The organism is Nocardioides euryhalodurans (assembly GCF_004564375.1).
Classification (GTDB): domain Bacteria; phylum Actinomycetota; class Actinomycetes; order Propionibacteriales; family Nocardioidaceae; genus Nocardioides; species Nocardioides euryhalodurans.
Genome location: NZ_CP038267.1, coordinates 411685 through 428832, shown reverse-complemented (window position 1 = coordinate 428832; position 17148 = coordinate 411685). Strand labels below are relative to the sequence as shown.

Here is a 17148-nt window from a genome sequence, read left to right as displayed (position 1 = left end):
CCCTACGGCGGCGCGCCCGGTGCCTGTCGCTCGACCCGCGGTGCCGAGAGCGCGCCCCCGACGACCATCGAGAGCGCCAGCAGCACGCCCCCGAAGTGGAGCACGTAGTCGACCGAGGCCGGGAGCAGCAGGATGCCGAGGAGCACAGCCTGTCGTCCCAGCGCGAAGGAGGCCCAGCCGACCAGGAGCGCGAGCAGCCCGAGTCCGACGAAGCCGAGCTCGGCGCCGGTCTGCAGGACGTAGGAGTGGGCCCACGCGAGGTCCGGGTCGGCGCCCGTGGGGCTCTCCTCGGAGAACCGGCCCGGCCCGATGCCGGTCACGGGCTCGCGCAGCAGCAGGTCCCACGCCTCCGACCACAGGTCGAAGCGTTCCTCCGACAGGGCGGAGACCAGCAGGCGCGGTCGTGGCAGCAGCCCGGCCGCCCACGCGACCGTCAGCAGGACGGGGACGAGCAGCAGCACCGCGGCCACGACCGCCCAGAGCACCGTGGGCCCGAGGTGGCGCGTGACGCTCCACCCCGCGAGCAGCACGGCGGCCAGGGCCGCCGCCTGCGCGTCCTGGGTCGCGCACGCCACCGCCGCTGCCAGGGAGATCCCGGCCGCGGCGCCCCGCCAGGCCATCGGCCGGCCGCTGGTCGCGACGACCGCACCGGCCGCGGCACACAGGACCAGCGCGGCGTTGGCGTTCATGTAGCCGAGAGGGGCGGTCATCGCCTCACCGGAGACCGGCTGCGGCCAGGCGAGCATGAGCACCACCAACGCGCCCGCGAGCACCAGCAGCCCCGGCGTGGCCGGGTCGTGCGTCCCGAGCAGGAAGCCGGCGACCAGCCCCACCGCCAGCAGCACGTACGCCGCCCCGGCCGCTCCGGCCTGCGGGGCCTCCGGCGTCGACAGCAGGGCCCACGCCGCCGCCAGGCCGAGCAGCAGCAGTCCCACCGGGAGGGATCGCGCAACACTCCTCACGCGGCCCACCGATGCGGGAGGATGCTGACGTGATCATCGCGGGAGCAGGTGGCGTCGGCCGGGAAGCACTCGACGCCTGCCTCGCGGCGGGCCTGGCCGTGTCGGGGTTCGCCGACGACGGGCTCGCTGGCGGCCGCTGCCGCGGCCTCCCGGTGGGGCGGCCAGACGAGGCGCCGGCCGGCTCGGCGTACGTCGTCGGGATCGCCTCCCCCGCGGTGCGGCGCCGTCTGGTCGCCCTCCTCGACGCGCGGGGGCTGGAGCCGGTCACGGTGGTCCACCCGCGGGCGATCGTGGCTCCGGAGACCACGCTCGGCGACGGCTGCCTCGTGCTCGGCGGGGCCCACGTCTCGAGCAGCATCACGATCGGGGACCACTGCCAGGTCCACTACAACGCGACCGTCGGCCACGACACGGTGCTCCGCGATTTCGTGACGGTCTATCCGGGCGCCAACGTCTCGGGCTCCGTCGTCCTCGAGGAGGACGTGACGGTCGGCAGCGGCGCGGTCGTGCTGCAGGGCCTCACCGTGGGGGCCGGCGCCTTCGTCGGTGCCGGAGCCGTCGTCACGCGGGACGTCGCGCCCGGGCAGGTCGTGGTCGGTGCACCGGCGCGGCCGACTCACCCACGCTCCTGAACGAACCACGCGATCGTCTCGTCCAGTCCCTGCTCGAGCGGCACCGGCGTCACCCCGGGGAAGAGCCCCAGGAGGCGGGTCGGGTCGGCCTGGGAGTGCGGGACGTCGCCGGCCCGCGGCGGTCGCCGGTCGAGCTCCACCGGTCGCCCGAGGCGCTCCTCGAGCATGCCGATCAGCACCTGGAGGGTGGTCGAACCGCCGAAGGCGAGGTTGACCGGCTGCGGCGAGGTCACCCGGCGGTGGGCCGCCTCGGCCAGCACCCGCACGACCGTGCCGACGAAGGTGAAGTCGCGCGACTGGGTGCCGTCACCGTCCAGCGGCAGCGGGCGCCCCTCCAGCGCTGCCGACACGAACTGCGGGATGACGGCGGCGTAGGCGTGGCCGGCCGCCTGCAGCGGGCCGAAGACGTTGAAGAAGCGGAACGGCATCGTCTCGAGGCCGTAGACGTGCGCGAAGGCGGTGGCGTAGGACTCGGTGGCCAGCTTGCTGACGGCGTACGGCGACATCGGCACGCACCGCAGGTCCTCGTGCTTGGGCAGCTCGGGGTTGGCGCCGTAGACCGAGCTCGACGAGGCGACCGTGACGTGGGGCGGCGTCGGGCTGCGCCGGGCGGCGTCGAGCACCATGAGGGTGCCGGTCGCGTTGGCGGCGTGGCTGGTCAGCGGGTCGGCCACCGAGCGCGGCACCGACGGCACCGCCGCCAGGTGGACGACAGCATCGGCGGACGGGACGACCGCGTCGAGCAGCGTCGCGTCGAGGATCGAGCCCTCCCGCAGCTCGACGTCGACGCCGTCGAGGTTGCTCCGGAAGCCCGTGGACAGGTCGTCGACGACCACCACCTCGTCGCCCTGCTCGACCAGCAGCCGCGCGAGGTTCGCCCCGATGAATCCGGCCCCGCCGGTCACGACCACCCTCATCTGCGTCCCCCGTGTCTCTCTCAGGTCACCGGACGGTTCTCGTACGGCGTCGACAGCACCACCGTGGTCCGGGACGACACGCTGGCCGCCGCCCGGATCCGGGCCAGCAGGTCCTCGAGGTCGGCCGGCGTCGCCACCCGCACCTTGAGGATGTAGGACTCCTCCCCCGCCACCGACCAGCACGACTCGATCTCGGAGATGTGGCGCACCCGCTCGGGGTAGTCGTCCGGCGCGGAGGGATCGATCGGAGTGATCGAGATGAAGGCCGTCAGCGGCAGGCCGATCGCGTCGTGGTCGACCGAGGCGCCGTACCCGGTGATGAGGCCGCGCTGCTCGAGCCGCTTGACCCGCTGGTGCACCGCGGACGTCGAGAGCCCGGTCGCCTTGCCGAGGTCGGTGTAGGACATCCGTCCGTCGACGGCGAGCAGCTCCACGATCTGTCGGTCCGTGGCCTCGAGGAGTACGCGCGTCACGCGGGCCACAGTAGCGGGATCGGCGGCCGTCGCGGCCTGGATCGGCGACGACTCCGCGGCAGCGTCGGTCGCGGGTGCCAGACTGGCGCGCGTGACCGAACGCCTGATGCTGCTCGACACCGCCTCGATGTACTTCCGCGCCTTCTTCGGGGTGCCGGAGATCAAGGCCGACAACGGCACGCCCGTCAACGCCGTCCGCGGCCTGCTCGACTTCATCAGCAGGCTCGTCGGCGAGTACCACCCCACTCACCTCGTGTGCTGCTGGGACAACGACTGGCGGCCGCAGTGGCGCGTCGACCTGATCCCGTCCTACAAGTCGCACCGCGTCGTCGCCGCCCGTCCGGGGGACCAGCCCGACATCGAGGAGGTGCCGGACCCGCTCGAGCAGCAGGTGCCGGTGATCCGGGCCGTGCTGGAGGCGTTCGGGATCGCGGTCGTCGGGGTCGACGGCTACGAGGCCGACGACGTCATCGGCACCCTCGCGACCGGGGCCGGGATGCCGGTCGACGTGGTCACCGGTGACCGCGACCTCTTCCAGCTCGTCGACGACGAGGCCGGCGTCCGGATCCTCTACATCGCCCGCGGCGTCGGCAGGCACGAGCGGGTCACCGCCCAGGTGGTCCGCGACAAGTACGCCGTCGAGGCCCACCAGTACGCCGACTTCGCGACCCTGCGCGGCGACGCCTCCGACGGCCTGCCCGGCGTGGCGGGGGTCGGCGAGAAGACCGCGGCGACGCTGCTGCAGCGTTTCGGCGACGTGCCCGGCATCCTCGCCGCCGTCGAGGACCCCGACTCCGACCTCGGTCCCAACCCGCGCAGCAAGATCCGGGCCGCGGCCGACTACCTCGCCGTCGCCCCGCAGGTCGTCGCCGTCGCCCGCGACCTGACCCCGGCCGATCACGACGCGACCCTCCCCCGGGAGCCGGCCGACCCCGAGCTCGTGGCCGCGCTGGCCCAGGAGTTCAACCTCTCCGGGCCGGTCGACCGGCTGGTCGAGACGCTCGCCTCCCGCTGACCACGCGCTCGTTACGGTGGAGGCATGACTCGTATCGCCGTCGTCGGAGGAAACGGACAGATCGCCCGGCTGCTCCACCCCATGCTGCTCGGGGCGGGACACCAGCCGGTGGCGCTCGTGAGGTCGGCCGAGCAGGCCGCCGCGCTCGAAGCGACGGGGGTCGAGACCCGCCGGCTCGACATCGAGTCCGAGGACGCCGCGGGGTTCGCGGCCGCCTTCGAGGGCTGCGAGGCCGTGGTCTTCGCCGCCGGAGGCGGGCCTGACGGCAACATCGAGCGCAAGCGCACGGTGGACCTGGAGGGCTCGCTGAAGTCGATCGAGGGTGCCACCGGCGCCGGCATCCGCCGGTTCGTCCAGATCTCGGCGATCGGCGTCGACGAGCCGCTGGGCGACGACGTCGAGCCGGTGTGGCGGGCCTACGTCGAGGCCAAGCGCGACGCCGACGCGGCGCTGCGCGCCAGTGCCCTCGACTGGACGATCCTGCGACCGGGCCGGCTGACCGACGACCCGGGGACCGGGCGGGTGCAGCTCGGCGCGGACCTGCCGCGTGGCGACGTCCCCCGCGCCGACGTCGCCGAGGTCGTGGCCGCCGTCCTGGAGTCACCCTCCTCGATCGGCAGGCAGTGGGTCCTCGTCGAGGGCGACTCCCCCGTCGCCGAGGCCGTCGCTGCGGCTGCCGGCTGACCGGATCCTCCGATAGTCCGTCACGGATCGGTTGTGGATCGGCTCGCGTCACGACCGATTCGTGACGCACTATCGATCCGGGCGCCTCACTCGGTGAACGAGGAGTAGGCGACCACGCCCCGCTTGAGCCGGCGTACGGCCTCGCGGGCGGTCTCGCGCAGGGGGCCCGATCCTGCGGCATCGGCCACCTGACCGGTGAGGTCGAGCAGCTGCTTGACCCACCGGACGAAGTCTCCGGCGGCCAGGTCGGTCACCGTCAGCACGTCGTCGAGCTCGTCGCCCTCGGCCCACCGGTGGGCGGCCCACGCGAAGCCGAGGTCGGGTTGACGGAGGAAGTCGAGCCGGTGGTCGCGCTCGAGCGCGTCGAGCTCGCTCCACACGTGGACGGTGGCCGCGATGGCGTCGCGCACCGGCCCGGGGGGCATCCGGGGCGACGAGGCGTCGTCGGGTCGACGCGCCTCGAAGACCAGCACCGACAGGGCCGAGGCGAGCTCCGAGGCGTCCAGGCCGTCCCACAGGCCGCGTCGCAGCGACTCCGCAGCCACCAGGTCCATGTCGGAGTAGAGCCGCCGCAGGTGGCCGCCGCGATCGGTGACCCGGTCGCCCTCGAGGTAGTCCAGCGCCGTCAGCACCTCGCAGACCCGGTCGAACTGCCGCGCGACGGTGTTGGTGCGCTGCTCGATGCGGCGCCGCAGCGTGGCCGAGTCGCGGTCGAGCTTGAACCACCGCTCGGCCCAGCGTGCGTGCTGCTCGCGATCCGGGCAGTCGTGGCACGGGTGCGCCCTCAGCTCGCGCCGGAGCTTCTCGACCCGCTCGTCGCCTCGGACCTCCCGCTCGGTGCGCCGGGGCGGGGGCGGCGGCGTCAGGTCGTGCGTCCGGTTGCGCAGCGTGGACGCGAGGTCACGCCGCATCTGCGGGTTGCGGCCGTTGAAGCTCTTGGGCACCCGGATCCGGGTGGCGGCGACGACCGGGGTCGGGAAGTCGAGCAGGTTCAGGCGGCGCGCCTGCCGATCGGCGGTGAGGACGTAGGGGCGGGGCTCCTCTCCCGCTGTGCCGGGGTCGATGACGACGGCGAAGCCGGCGAACTTGCCGGCGGGCACCTCGATCACGTCACCGATCCTCAGCCGCCGCAGCGACCCCACGACCTCGCCCCGACGGTCGGCCTTGCGCTCCCTGGCGGCCGACTTCTCGAGGTCGGAGATCGCGCGGCGGATCCCGGCGTACTCCATGAAGTCGCCGCGGTCGCACGTCGCCGCCTCGGCGTAGCCGGCGAGCGCCTCGTCGCTCTTGCGCAGCTGACGCGCCAGCCCGACCACGCCCTTGTCGGCCTGGAACTGGGCGAAGGACTGCTCGAGGAGGTCCCGCGAGCGGGAGCGCCCGAACTGGTGGACCAGGTTGACCGCCATGTTGTACGACGGCCGGAAGCTCGACCGGAGCGGGTAGGTCCGGGTCGAGGCGAGCCCGGCCAGCTCGCGGGGGTTCATGCCCGGCTGCCAGAGCACCACCCCGTGGCCCTCGACGTCGAGGCCGCGACGCCCGGCCCGGCCGGTGAGCTGGGTGTACTCCCCCGGCGTCAGGTCGGCGTGGGTCTCGCCGTTCCACTTGCTGAGCTTCTCGATCACGACCGTCCGGGCGGGCATGTTGATGCCGAGCGCCAGGGTCTCGGTGGCGAAGACCACCTTGCACAGGTTGCGCACGAAGAGCTGCTCGACGACCTGCTTGAAGGCCGGCAGCATGCCCGCGTGGTGGGCGGCGACGCCGCGGGTGAGGCCGTCCAGGAAGTCGTGGTAGCCGAGGACGTGGCGGTCCTCGTCGGGCAGGTGGCGGCACGCCTCCTCTACGAACGCGAAGATCGTGTCGCGCTCCTCGGGGGTGGTGAGCCGGACGTTCGCCGCCAGGCACTGGGTCACCGCCGCGTCGCAGCCGACCCGGCTGAAGACGAAGTTGATCGCGGGCAGCAGTCCCTCGCGCTCGAGCCGGTCGACGACCTCGACCCGGCTGGGGATCCAGACCCGCCGGCCGTTGCCCACGCTGCGCGGGTTCTTCGACGACCCGGGCCGGCCCTTGCGCGGGGAGCGGCGGTCGCGCATCAACCGGCTGCTCGCCCAGTCGTCGCGGGCCACCCGCTCGAGCTCGCGGTTGACGGGCGTGCCTTCCTTGACGAAGCCGGCGGCGGCGTCGACGTCGGAGACCGCGAACAGGTCGAGCAGCTTCCGGCCGACCATCACGTGCTGGTAGAGCGGCACCGGGCGGCGCTCCTCGACGATGGTGTCGACCTCGCCGCGCACCGTCTGCAGCCACTCGCCGAACTCCTCGGCGTTGGACACGGTCGCGGACAGCGAGACCAGGGCCACCGACTCGGGCAGGTGGATGATGATCTCCTCCCACACCGCCCCGCGGTCGCGATCGGCGAGGTAGTGGACCTCGTCCATGACCACGAACCCGAGGCCGAGGAGGGTGCGGGAGCCGGCGTACAGCATGTTGCGCAGCACCTCGGTGGTCATCACGACCACCGGGGCCTCGCCGTTGATCGTGTGGTCGCCGGTCAGCAACCCCACCCGGTCCTCGCCGTAGCGCGCGACGAGGTCGTGGTACTTCTGGTTGGACAGCGCCTTGATCGGGGTCGTGTAGAAGCACTTGCGGCCCGTGGCGAGCGCGAGGTGGATCGCGAACTCCCCGACGATCGTCTTGCCGGAGCCGGTCGGCGCCGCGACCAGGACGCCCCGACCCTCCTCGATCGCGTGGCAGGCCTCGACCTGGAAACCGTCGAGCGGGAAGTCGTAGAGGCCGGTGAAGTCGTCGAAGACGGGGTGGCCGGCGCTGGGCCGGACGTCAGGAGAGGACACTGAGTGCTCCCGGCTGGCTGGTGATGGTCAGGGGCAGCCCACCGATCCGCTCGCCGTCGGCGTACGCGACGATCCCCGGTGCCGCCACCGTCACGCTACGCACCCGGTGGTGCTCGTACTCCGGCAGGTGCACGTGGGTGCCGCGGAACAGCTTGGGGTACGCCCGCACCAGCCCCGGCCTGCTCATCGGCCGGATCACCACCACGTCGAGCAGGCCGTCGTCGAGCAGCGCCCCCTCCGTGATCCGGAGCCCGCCCCCGAAGGACGGCCCGTTGCCGACCGCGACCAGCATCGCGTCGAGCCGGTGGACCTCTCCGTCGAGGTCCAGCGTGTAGGAGATCGGCTCGAAGGTACGCAGCTCGGCCAGCGTGGCGAGGTTGTAGCGCATCTGGCCACGCGGCCAGGTCATGGCGTTGGCGCGCTCGTTGACGACCGCGTCGAAGCCGGCCGCGAGCACCGTGACGAAGTACGTCGGTCCGGTGCGGGCCAGGTCGAGCCGGCGCGGCGTCGAGGCGACGACCCGGTCCGCCGCGGCAGCCGGGTCCTTGCGGGGCAGGTCGAGGTAGCGGGCCACGTCGTTGCCGGTCCCGGCAGGGACGATCCCCAGGTGGACCCCGGTCGCGGCCACGGCCTGCACCCCGAGGTGGACCATCCCGTCGCCGCCGACCACCACCAGCGCCCAGACCCCGTCGGCCACGGCGTCGCGCGCGAGGTCGAGCGACTCGCCGGCGTCGCCACCGACCAGGTCGCGGACCACGAAGCCCGCCTCGCGCAACCGGCGGAGGGCGACCGCACGTGCCGCCAGACCGCGCCCCTTGCCGGCCGTCGGGTTGGTCAGCAGGGCGACCTCGCGGGCCACCGGAGCCGTGCCCGCGTCCATGGGACCCGACCCTACTGCCGCGGGTCGCTAGCGTCCGGCACGGCGCGGCGACCGGTCTCCGATCCGCAGCCGGGCACCGACGTGGTCGGGCGAGGCGCCGACGGCCTTCGCGAGCCGCCGCAGCGCCTCCAGCACCCGGTCGGCGTCGAAGCCGGTTCCGGGGACGCCCATCACCAGCCGGCCGTCGTACTCGGCGAGGAGCACCTGGTCGTGCTGCCACGCCTGGTGGGCGCGGGAGCGGCCAGCCTCGTCGACCACGGGGGCCGGGTAGGCCTCGTCGACGGCGAGCAGGTCGCAGGGAAGCCGTTCGCCCGCGGTGTCGGTGAGGTCGCCGTGGACGAGGTGGCCGGTCCGGAGCCCGGTCTGGGACTCCCAGGTCACCTCGCCGGTGCCGAGCCACTCCGGCAGGTCGAACGGGTCCACCTCGGACAGTCTCGGGGTCGCCACGGGCTCCACCCTGTCAGACCGTCCCGGCGCGTCGTCAGATGGGCGAGAGCTCGTCGTCGGCGAGCCCCGCGGCCGGGTCGGCCTGGGCCCGGCGCTTGTCCAGGAAGCGCGCGATCACCTCGGAGATCGCGAACAGCACGACCATCGGCACCGCGAGGAACAGCATCGTGAAGGGGTCCGTCGAAGGGGTCGCGATCGCCGCGAACACGAAGGTCCCGATGACGATCCACGCCCGGTGGGCGCCCAGGGCGGCGCCCGGCAGCACGCCGGCGAGGTTGAGCAGGATCACGAACACCGGGATCTCGAAGGCGATGCCGAAGACCAGCAGGGTCCGGATCAGGAAGGTGAGGTAGTCCCCGAACTCCACCAGGTTGGTGAGGTCGCCCGGGGTGAGGCCGATCAGGATCTCCAGGCCCTTGGGCAGCGTGAGGTAGCCCAGCACGACGCCGGCGAGGAAGAGCGGGCCCGCGATCGCGGCAAAGACCCGACTCCACTTGCGCTCCTTGTCGTGGAGCCCGGGCAGGATGAACGCCCAGATCTGGTAGAGCCAGAACGGGCTGGTCAGCACCACCGACACCAGGCCGCACAGCTTGAGGTAGAGCATCAGCGGGCCGCCGGCGCCGGCGATGGTCGCCTCGGTGCGGACGTCCTCCCCGAGCGCGGCCTGCGCCGCGGCGTACGGCTCGAGGACGAGCGCGAAGATCTGGTCGAAGAAGAACAGCGACACCACCAGGCCGACCGTGATCACGACCGCGATCTTGAGGACCCGGGCGCGCAGCTCGCGCAGGTGGTCGGAGAGCGCCATCTTCCCGTCGGGACCGACGGGGTGATGGGGCTTTCCGGCGAAGAGACCGAGGAAGCCTGAGACCCTCACCGCCGGGTCAGGTCGTGGTGTCGCGCTGCTCGCGGACCACCGGGTCGTCGCTCACGACGTCGGTCTGGGCCTGGGCGTTGCGGGCCTCGATCTCGCGCTGCTCGGGCGTCTTGGACTCGTCGTCCTCGTCGTCGATCAGGCCCTTGGTCTCGGCCTTGAAGATCCGCAGCGCCCGGCCGCTGCCGCGTGCGAGCTCGGGCAGCTTCTTGGCGCCGAACAGCAGCAGGATCACGAGCACGATGAGCATGAGCTCCCAGCCACCTGGCACAGCGATCAGCGCATTCATCAGCAGTTCCTCACATCCCGGTCTCGGTCTTCCACTACTGTACGCCGCCTCCGTCGTAGAGGCTGAGCGTTGCCTGTGCCCGGGAGGTGAACTCCTGATGATGTCCCTCGGGCGAGACCACCCGCGCGTGCGGCGCGAGCCGCAGCAGCAGGCGCGTCAGCCAGCGCCGGTCCGCCACGAGCAGGTCCGCCTCGAGGGTGCCGTCCGGCCTGGGACGGACCTCCTCGACCTGGTGGTACTCGACCACCCACCGTACGGCCGGGTCCAGCAGCAGCGTGACCCGCTCCGCGTCGGCGGCGAAGTCGAAGAGCCCCTCACCGAGCTCGCGGGCGTCCTCGACATGGGCGGAGACCGGCGTGTCGAGGACGGTCGCGGCGTGGATCCGGTCGAGCCGGAAGAGCCGGTCGTCCTCGGCGCTGTGGCACCACGCGTCGAGGTACGTCGCCCCGCCGGTGCTGAGCAGCCGACGCGGGTCGACCACCCGCTCGGTCTGCTCGTCGCGCGCCGGGACCCAGTAGGTCAGCCGCACCTGCCGGCCGGCACGGGCGGCGTCCTCGAGGTCTGCGCGCAGCCGGGCGAGGCGCGCGTCCGCCGGTTCGCTGCCGGGGTCGATGACCGCGGTCGTCCTGGCCTCGGTCGCCCCCTGCAGCTTGGCCAGGGCACGGTCCACGACCTCCCGCGTCTCGTCGGTGGCGCCGCCACGCATCGCCAGCAGCGCCACCATCACGGCGGTCGCCTCGGTGGCCGTCAGCCGCATAGGCCGGGCGAGGTAGTCGGCGTTGGAGACGCGGATCAGGCCGTCGCCCTCGGCGCCCTCCAGGGCGTCGAGGTCCACGTCGATGAGGTCGTCGGGGTAGCCGTCGGGGAGCCCGCACATGAAGAGCACCTTGAGGTCCTTGACGACCTGGGCAGGGGCCACCCCCAGCGCCTCGGACGCCTCGGTGAGGCTCACCTCGCCGCGGGAGTGGAGGTAGGGCACCAGCGTCAGCAGCCGCGCCACCTGCTCCTTGGCCCCGCCCGGCCCGCTCATGCCGACTCCCCCGCCAGGCTGCGGGTGAGCCGGTCGACGACCACGCTGCGCAGCGACGCGGGCTCCTCGACCCAGACGTCAGGACCGTGGGCGAGCACCTCCTCGGCGAGGTCCACCCCGCCCCGCTCGAGCAGCAGCCGGTCCCAGCCGGTGGTCGCGTCCGGCCCCTCGACGGCGGACTCGACGGTGCTGGCCGCGCGGCGGAACGCGTGACCGCTCCCGGTCCGGACCAGCAGCGTGACGGGCTCGGCGGCCGTGGGTGGGACGAAGCGCCGGGTCACGTCGCGGATGTCCAGCCCGGCGGGGACGTCGTACGCCTGGGGTCGGCCGACGCGGCGGGCGCTGCCCTGCACGCGGGAGAGCCGGAAGACCCGCTCCTCCCCGCGGTCGAGGTCGAGGCCGACGGCGTACCAGCGGCCGGAGTAGCGCACGACCCCCCACGGCTGGATCCGCCGCGTGGCGACCTCCTGGCCGGGGCGCTGGTAGTCGAACTCCACCTCGCACCGCTCCTGGGCCGCGTCCCAGAAGACGTCGAACGCCGGCTCCTCCGCCCCGAGTCGAGGCTGCACGAGGTCCAGCGCCCCGGCGTCGACGGGGACGCCGGCGGCAGCGAGCTTGCGGACCGCCTCGGTCGTCGCCTCGGCGAGCCGCGCGTGCTCCCAGACCTTGGTGGCGAGCCCGACGACCTGGGCCTCGTCGGCGCTCAGCTCGATCTGGGGCAGCTGCAGCTCGTCGGCGCGGACGCGGTAGCCGGGCTCGTCGTCGAAGTAGGCGTCGAGGTGCCCGACCTCGATCGGGACGCCGAGCGAGCGCAGGTCGTCCTTGTCGCGCTCGAACATCCTCTCGAAGGCCTCGTCGCCCGCGTCGGGGTAGAGCAGCTCGCGCACCTTGTCCTTGGAGACGTAGCGCTGCTGCACGAGCAGCATGATGAGCAGCTTGAGCAGCCGCTCGCTCTTGTCCGCCGCCACCCCGGTCCCCCTCAGCTCAGTTGGCCGCGAGGACGTCGACCACGAAGTAGAGGGTGTCGGTGCCCTTGATCCCGGCGCCCTCGTTGCCCTGCTTGCCGTAGCCGAGCTCCGGCGGGATCGCCATGATCACGCGGCTGCCGACCGGGGCGCCCACGAGCGTCTGGTCCCAGCCCTTGACGACCGCGCCGACACCGATCTGGAAGGAGGTCGGCTGGGCGCTGAAGCTCTCGTCGAAGGGCTTCTTGCCACCGTAGACCTGGCCGAGGTAGTCGACGACGATGGTCTGGCCCTTCTCGACCGCGTCGCCCTCGCCCTCGATGAGGTACGCCGACTTCAGCTCGCCGTCCGGCTTGGGCGTCCCGGAGAAGTCCAGGCCGGTCGGAGCCTCCTCGTCGCCCACCAGGGAGGGGGCCCAGGTGGGGGCCTGCTGCTCCGCACCCTCGGGGCCGTCCGGGACCTGCTCGAGCAGGTCGATGACAGCGACGACGGTGTCCTTGTTGCCGATCCCGAGCTGGGAGTTGCCTGCCGGACCGAACGCGGTCTCGGCGGAGGCGGCCACGGCGACCCGGGAGCCGATGGTCTGACCCTCGAGACCCTGGATGAACAGCTCGCTCAGCATCTCCTCGTCGACCGTGAACAGCTGGGGGGTCTGGGCGTCGTAGGTGCTGAAGGCCATCTGCTGGGTCACGCCGTTGCCGATCCAGACGTGCGAGAGCACGCTGTCGCCCGCCTCGACCTCCTCGCCGTCGCCCTCGGTGACGACCTCCACCTCCACGTCGTCGGCCTGCAGCTCGCCGTCCCAGGTGACCTCGGGGTTCGAGCCGACCTCGCCCTCGATGGACAGGTCGGCGAGCCCCGAGCCCGAGGTGTTCGAGGAGCTGTCGCCCTCCGGGTCGTCGCCGCAGGCGACGAGCGTCGCCCCCAGCAGCAGGGCCAGGGAGGGGGCCAGGATTCGACGGATCACGCTCTCACCTTCGGTTGCACGACGATCGGGACGGGGCAAACGACCGCCACCCTATCCGGGGACCCTGAACGCTTCCGGCACCCGGCCGCGTTCGTCACATTCCGTCGATGAGGCGCTGCACGCGCTCGTCGTGGGCCCGGAACGGGTCCTTGCAGAGCACCGTCCGCTGCGCCTGGTCGTTGAGCTTGAGGTGCACCCAGTCGACCGTGAAGTCGCGCCGGCGCTCCTGGGCCTTGCGGATGAACTCCCCGCGCAGCCGGGCGCGGGTGGTCTGCGGCGGCACCGACTTGGCCTCGAAGATCCGCAGGTCGTTGGTCACACGCGCCACCGAGCCCCGCTTCTCGAGCAGGTAGTAGAGCCCCCGGCCGCGGTGGATGTCGTGGTAGGCGAGGTCGAGCTGGGCGATCCGGGGGTGGCCGAGCGGCAACCCGTGTCGGGCGCGGTAGCGCTCGATCAGCTTCCACTTGATGACCCAGTCGATCTCACGGTCGACCAGTCCGAGGTCGTCGGACTCCACGGCCTTGAGGCCGCGCTCCCACAGGTCGAGAGCCCGCTCGATCACCGGGGTCCCGATCTGGCGGCGGTCGACGAAGTCGCGGGCCTTGGAGAGGTACTCGCCCTGGATCTCCAGGGCGCTCGCCTCCCGGCCGTTGGCCAGGCGTACGCGCCGCTGACCGGTCATGTCGTGGGAGATCTCGCGGATCGCCCGGATCGGGTTCTCGAGGGTGAGGTCGCGCATCACGACCCCCTCCTCGATCATCCGCAGCACCAGGTCGCAGCTGGCGACCTTGAGCATCGTGGTGGTCTCGCTCATGTTGGAGTCGCCGACGATGACGTGGAGCCGCCGGTACTTCTCGGCGTCGGCGTGCGGCTCGTCGCGGGTGTTGATGATCGGCCGACTACGGGTCGTGGCGCTGCTGACGCCCTCCCAGATGTGCTCGGCGCGCTGGCTGACGCTGTAGGTCGCGCCGCGTGGCGTCTGGGTGACCTTGCCGGCCCCCACCACGATCTGCCGCGTCACCAGGAAGGGGATCAGCACGTCGGCCAGCCGGCTGAACTCCCCGGCCCGGCTGACGAGGTAGTTCTCGTGGCAGCCGTAGGAGTTGCCGGCGGAGTCGGTGTTGTTCTTGAACAGGTAGATCTCGCCGGCGATGCCCTCGTCGTGCAGCCGCTGCTCGGCATCGAGCAGCAGGCCCTCGAGCACCCGCTCCCCCGCCTTGTCGTGGGTGACCAGCTCGGTCACGTCGTCGCACTCGGGGGTGGCGTACTCGGGGTGGCTGCCGACGTCGAGGTAGAGGCGGGCCCCGTTGCGAAGGAAGACGTTGCTCGAGCGACCCCAGCTGACGACCTTGCGGAAGAGGTAGCGGGCGACCTCGTCGGGACTCAGGCGGCGCTGTCCGTGGAACGTGCACGTCACGCCGTACTCGTTCTCGATCCCGAAGATCCGCCGGTCCACGGCTCCCACACTAGGCGTACGGCGAAAGATCTGGGGGCCAACCGCCGACACGTGGTCAACGGTTCGTCAGCGTGCCTGCTGCGGGGCCGGCCCGTCGACGAGGGCAGGGGTCCACGGCAGGGAGGGCAGGTCCTCCTCCGAGGCGATCTCGGGGGTCGCCGCCGGGACGACGACCTGCACCGCGCCGCCGAGGTGGTCGGCGACCGCCTCGGCGACCTGGGCGAGGGCCGTGCCGGCCTCGAGCGGCACCACGTCGAGGACCGTCGCCACCGCCCCCGGAGGGGTCGCCTCGGGCCCGGAGCCGGCGAGGCGTACGAGGGCGGCGCCGTCGGCCACCTGGACGTGCAGCCAACGGTCCTCCGGCCAGAGCTCGGCCACGGCCGCGGCGCTCGGCAGGGACCGTGCGACGGCGAGGTAGCGCTGCAGCACCGTGGTGGTCTCGACCTCGGCGACCGTGCCCCGGGCCGGGCCGCTGCCGGGCTCGACCCGCGACCGCCGGTCCGGAGCCCCCTCGGTCCGGCGCCGGCGCAGCTCGTTGCGCTTCTTCGCCAGCCCGATCTGGGCCCGGTGGACCGCCGGCTGCGCCGTGTGGCGGGCCCAGCGGCGCACGGGCGCGGTCGCTCGTCGTGCGACGGTCGGCCGGTGCGCCTCGACGGTCAGCAGCGGCGGCTGCTCGACGTCCATCGCCTGCTTGAAGGGGTTGTCGCCCGGCATCAGGTCCATCAGCGCCGGTCGCTCGCGGTCGATCGACTCCTGGACGTGCTTGTGGAGCAGGTAGCCGGGCGAGAGCACCGCCATCCGCTCGTCGTAGACCGTGCTCCAGCCGAAGACCACGTCTCCGAGCCGGAAGTAGATGTTGCCGGCGGCCGGTCGCCCGTCGAGCGTCAGCATCATCAGCCGCAGCCAACCGAGCTCGTCGGCCCGCTCCAGCCACGACCGTCGGGTCCGGCGGGCCTGGGCACCGCGGGCGCCCTTCCAGCTGAGCGCCGAAACGGCCTCGAACAGGTCGATGCCCTGCTCCAGCGGCTCCGCGCCGGTGCCGTACCGGTGGACCTCGAGGTCCCAGTAGGGCTCCACCCGCTTGGCCCGCGAGCGGTACGACGTGGCGAGCTTGCGCTGGCTGCGCGCGAACGCCTCCTCGTCGGTCGAGACCGGCACCACGTTGTCGGTCCGCCGCGAGTGGACCTCCGTCGCGTAGCCGGCGTCGCGAAACGCGTCGAGCAGCAACGGCGTGGCGGGATCGCGGGACGGCAGGCCCTCCAGCACCAGGTCGTGCGCTCCCGATCGCCCGAGCTGGTCGACCAGCAGCCCCAGCACCTCAGGGTCGGGGATCTCCTCGGCCAGCGCCGGGCGGAACCGCGGCACGTGCCCCTTGTTGGTCGACACCCAGGTCCACCGTTCCCGACGCATCGGCAGCACCGCGACCGGCCGGCCCGCCTCGAGCACCGCCGGCACGACCACGTTCCTCCCGGCGCGCGGGCGGCCGTCGAGCCACGCGCGGAACCACGCGTGCGAGCTGTAGAAGTCGGCCTGGGTGCCGCGCGCGCTCGCCATCCGGTCCCACTGCGCCGCGTCGTCCGCGGACACGTCGTCCGGCGTCCACGCCACCGTCTCGAGTGCCATGCTCCCCCTTCACATCGCACGTCGCCGAAGGGTGCCCGCTCCGGCGACGGCCCAAGGCTAGGCCCACCCCCGCGCCGCCGGGCACGGGCTGTCTAGACCGCTTCCTGCAGCCGCCCTCGCGTTGCTACCTTCGGGGCCCGGGGTCTGCGGGGGAGGACTCATGACTGGGGTGACCCTTCGGCGTGCCGGTGACGTCGCACTGCGACGATCACCTGCCCAAGCCGTCTTCACGCGCCGCGCCGCGCGCCGGCTGGCCGTGCTCGCCTACCACGGCGTCGACGACCCCGGGCAGTTCGCCCGCCAGCTCGACCACGTGGTGCGACACGCCGCCCCGGTCTCGCTGGACGCCGTCCTCGCCGCGCTCTCCGGCGGCCCGCCACTCCCGCCGCACGCCGTGCTCGTCACCTTCGACGACGGTTTCCGGAGCGTCCTGGACGCCGGGCTGCCGCTGCTGCGGGAGCGGGGCGTGCCCGCGGTCGCGTTCGTGCTGCCCGGCCTGCTCGACACCCGACAGCCCTTCTGGTGGACCGAGGCGACCCTGCTCCACGACGCGGGCGCCCGGGCGGCGGGTACGCCCACCACCAGCGCCGCCGCCCTGGTCGGTTGGCTCAAGACGGTGCCGGACACCCGCCGGGTGGAGGTGGTCGAAGAGCTGCGGGCAGCGGCGCCCGGCGTCGACACGAGCATGGGCCAGCTGTCCAGGCAGGAGCTGGCGATCCTCCTCGAGGGAGGCGTGGCGATCGGCAACCACACCTGGACACATCCGTGCCTCGACCGGTGCGACACCGCCGAGGTGACCCGCCAGGTCGTCGATGCCCACGACACGATCCGCGAGGTCCTCGGGCACCCGCCCCGGGCCTTCGCCTACCCCAACGGCAACCACGACCTGCGGGCCGAGGGGCTCCTGGGCGAGCTCGGCTACGAGGCGGCCTTCCTCTTCGACCACCGGCTGGCGCAGGCCCCCGGCCCCGCCAGCGACCGGCTGCGCATCTCCCGCCTGCGGGTCGGTACCGAGACCTCCCTCGATCGCTTCGCGACCATCCTCAGCGGGCTGCACCCCGCCGTCCACCACGCCCGCGGCGGCCGCTGAG

At 72.8% G+C, this 17148-nt stretch carries 17 protein-coding genes; 4 read left to right on the top strand and 13 right to left on the bottom strand.

Going from position 1 to position 17148, the window contains the following annotated elements; genetic code table 11:
* Positions 1-2: 2 nt before the first annotated feature.
* The gene (locus EXE57_RS02020; protein WP_135073530.1) at positions 3-935 is read right to left on the bottom strand and encodes an O-antigen ligase family protein; all 933 of its coding nucleotides are present in this window, start codon (positions 933-935) and stop codon (positions 3-5) included.
* A gap of 56 nt (positions 936-991) precedes the next feature.
* Between EXE57_RS02020 and EXE57_RS02015 the strand changes: the two genes are divergently transcribed.
* A complete protein-coding gene (locus EXE57_RS02015) occupies positions 992-1594 on the top strand; it encodes a NeuD/PglB/VioB family sugar acetyltransferase (RefSeq protein ID WP_208542934.1) in 603 nt (200 codons plus the stop codon).
* Here EXE57_RS02015 and EXE57_RS02010 read toward each other — a convergent pair.
* Both EXE57_RS02010 and EXE57_RS02005 read right to left on the bottom strand, forming a co-directional pair.
* Positions 1579-2511, bottom strand: coding sequence for an NAD-dependent epimerase/dehydratase family protein (locus EXE57_RS02010; protein WP_135073526.1), 933 nt, complete (start codon positions 2509-2511; stop codon positions 1579-1581). The two genes, EXE57_RS02015 and EXE57_RS02010, sit on opposite strands and share 16 nt — an antisense overlap.
* Positions 2512-2531: 20 nt before the next feature.
* Positions 2532-2984, bottom strand: a complete 453-nt coding sequence (locus EXE57_RS02005) for an Lrp/AsnC family transcriptional regulator (protein ID WP_135073524.1) — start codon at positions 2982-2984, stop codon at positions 2532-2534.
* A gap of 91 nt (positions 2985-3075) precedes the next feature.
* Between EXE57_RS02005 and EXE57_RS02000 the strand changes: the two genes are divergently transcribed.
* Entirely contained in the window at positions 3076-3999 is a 924-nt protein-coding gene (locus EXE57_RS02000) for a 5'-3' exonuclease (RefSeq protein ID WP_135073522.1), read from the top strand.
* Between the two features lie 24 nt (positions 4000-4023).
* The gene (locus EXE57_RS01995) at positions 4024-4683 is read left to right on the top strand and encodes an SDR family oxidoreductase (RefSeq protein ID WP_135073520.1); all 660 of its coding nucleotides are present in this window, start codon (positions 4024-4026) and stop codon (positions 4681-4683) included.
* Between the two features lie 86 nt (positions 4684-4769).
* Here the strand turns inward: EXE57_RS01995 and EXE57_RS01990 are convergent, their stop codons facing one another.
* The 10 genes from EXE57_RS01990 to EXE57_RS01945 form a co-directional block, all read right to left on the bottom strand.
* Positions 4770-7529 (bottom strand): DEAD/DEAH box helicase, encoded by a 2760-nt coding sequence (locus EXE57_RS01990; protein WP_135073518.1) that lies wholly within the window; start codon positions 7527-7529, stop codon positions 4770-4772.
* Entirely contained in the window at positions 7516-8409 is an 894-nt protein-coding gene (locus EXE57_RS01985; protein WP_135073516.1) for a YegS/Rv2252/BmrU family lipid kinase, read from the bottom strand. The genes EXE57_RS01990 and EXE57_RS01985 overlap by 14 nt, the downstream gene beginning before the upstream one ends.
* 27 nt (positions 8410-8436) lie before the next feature.
* Positions 8437-8856: a hypothetical protein gene (locus EXE57_RS01980; protein ID WP_135073514.1), complete on the bottom strand. Its 420-nt coding sequence runs from the start codon at positions 8854-8856 to the stop codon at positions 8437-8439.
* 34 nt (positions 8857-8890) lie between these two features.
* Complete coding sequence (gene tatC, locus EXE57_RS01975) at positions 8891-9661, bottom strand: twin-arginine translocase subunit TatC (RefSeq protein WP_135073512.1); 771 nt, start codon at positions 9659-9661, stop codon at positions 8891-8893.
* Between the two features lie 76 nt (positions 9662-9737).
* Positions 9738-10016: a Sec-independent protein translocase subunit TatA gene (gene tatA, locus EXE57_RS01970; protein ID WP_135073510.1), complete on the bottom strand. Its 279-nt coding sequence runs from the start codon at positions 10014-10016 to the stop codon at positions 9738-9740.
* 34 nt (positions 10017-10050) lie between these two features.
* Positions 10051-11046, bottom strand: coding sequence for a helix-turn-helix transcriptional regulator (locus tag EXE57_RS01965; RefSeq protein ID WP_135073508.1), 996 nt, complete (start codon positions 11044-11046; stop codon positions 10051-10053).
* Complete coding sequence (locus tag EXE57_RS01960; protein WP_135073506.1) at positions 11043-12014, bottom strand: helix-turn-helix transcriptional regulator; 972 nt, start codon at positions 12012-12014, stop codon at positions 11043-11045. Before EXE57_RS01960 ends, EXE57_RS01965 begins: the two co-directional genes overlap by 4 nt.
* Positions 12015-12030: 16 nt before the next feature.
* The gene (locus EXE57_RS01955; RefSeq protein WP_135073504.1) at positions 12031-12978 is read right to left on the bottom strand and encodes an FKBP-type peptidyl-prolyl cis-trans isomerase; all 948 of its coding nucleotides are present in this window, start codon (positions 12976-12978) and stop codon (positions 12031-12033) included.
* A 94-nt stretch (positions 12979-13072) separates the two neighbouring features.
* Positions 13073-14434 carry a Pup--protein ligase gene (gene pafA, locus EXE57_RS01950; protein ID WP_135073502.1) on the bottom strand — a complete coding sequence of 454 codons (1362 nt, stop codon included), beginning with the start codon at positions 14432-14434 and terminating at the stop codon, positions 13073-13075.
* Positions 14435-14500: 66 nt separating this feature from the next.
* Positions 14501-16057 carry a GNAT family N-acetyltransferase gene (locus tag EXE57_RS01945; RefSeq protein WP_135073500.1) on the bottom strand — a complete coding sequence of 519 codons (1557 nt, stop codon included), beginning with the start codon at positions 16055-16057 and terminating at the stop codon, positions 14501-14503.
* A 160-nt stretch (positions 16058-16217) separates the two neighbouring features.
* Here EXE57_RS01945 and EXE57_RS01940 point away from each other — a divergent pair, with 160 nt between their 5' ends.
* On the top strand, positions 16218-17147 hold the full coding sequence (locus EXE57_RS01940; RefSeq protein ID WP_135073498.1) for a polysaccharide deacetylase family protein: 930 nt from the start codon (positions 16218-16220) through the stop codon (positions 17145-17147).
* Position 17148: the final 1 nt, after the last annotated feature.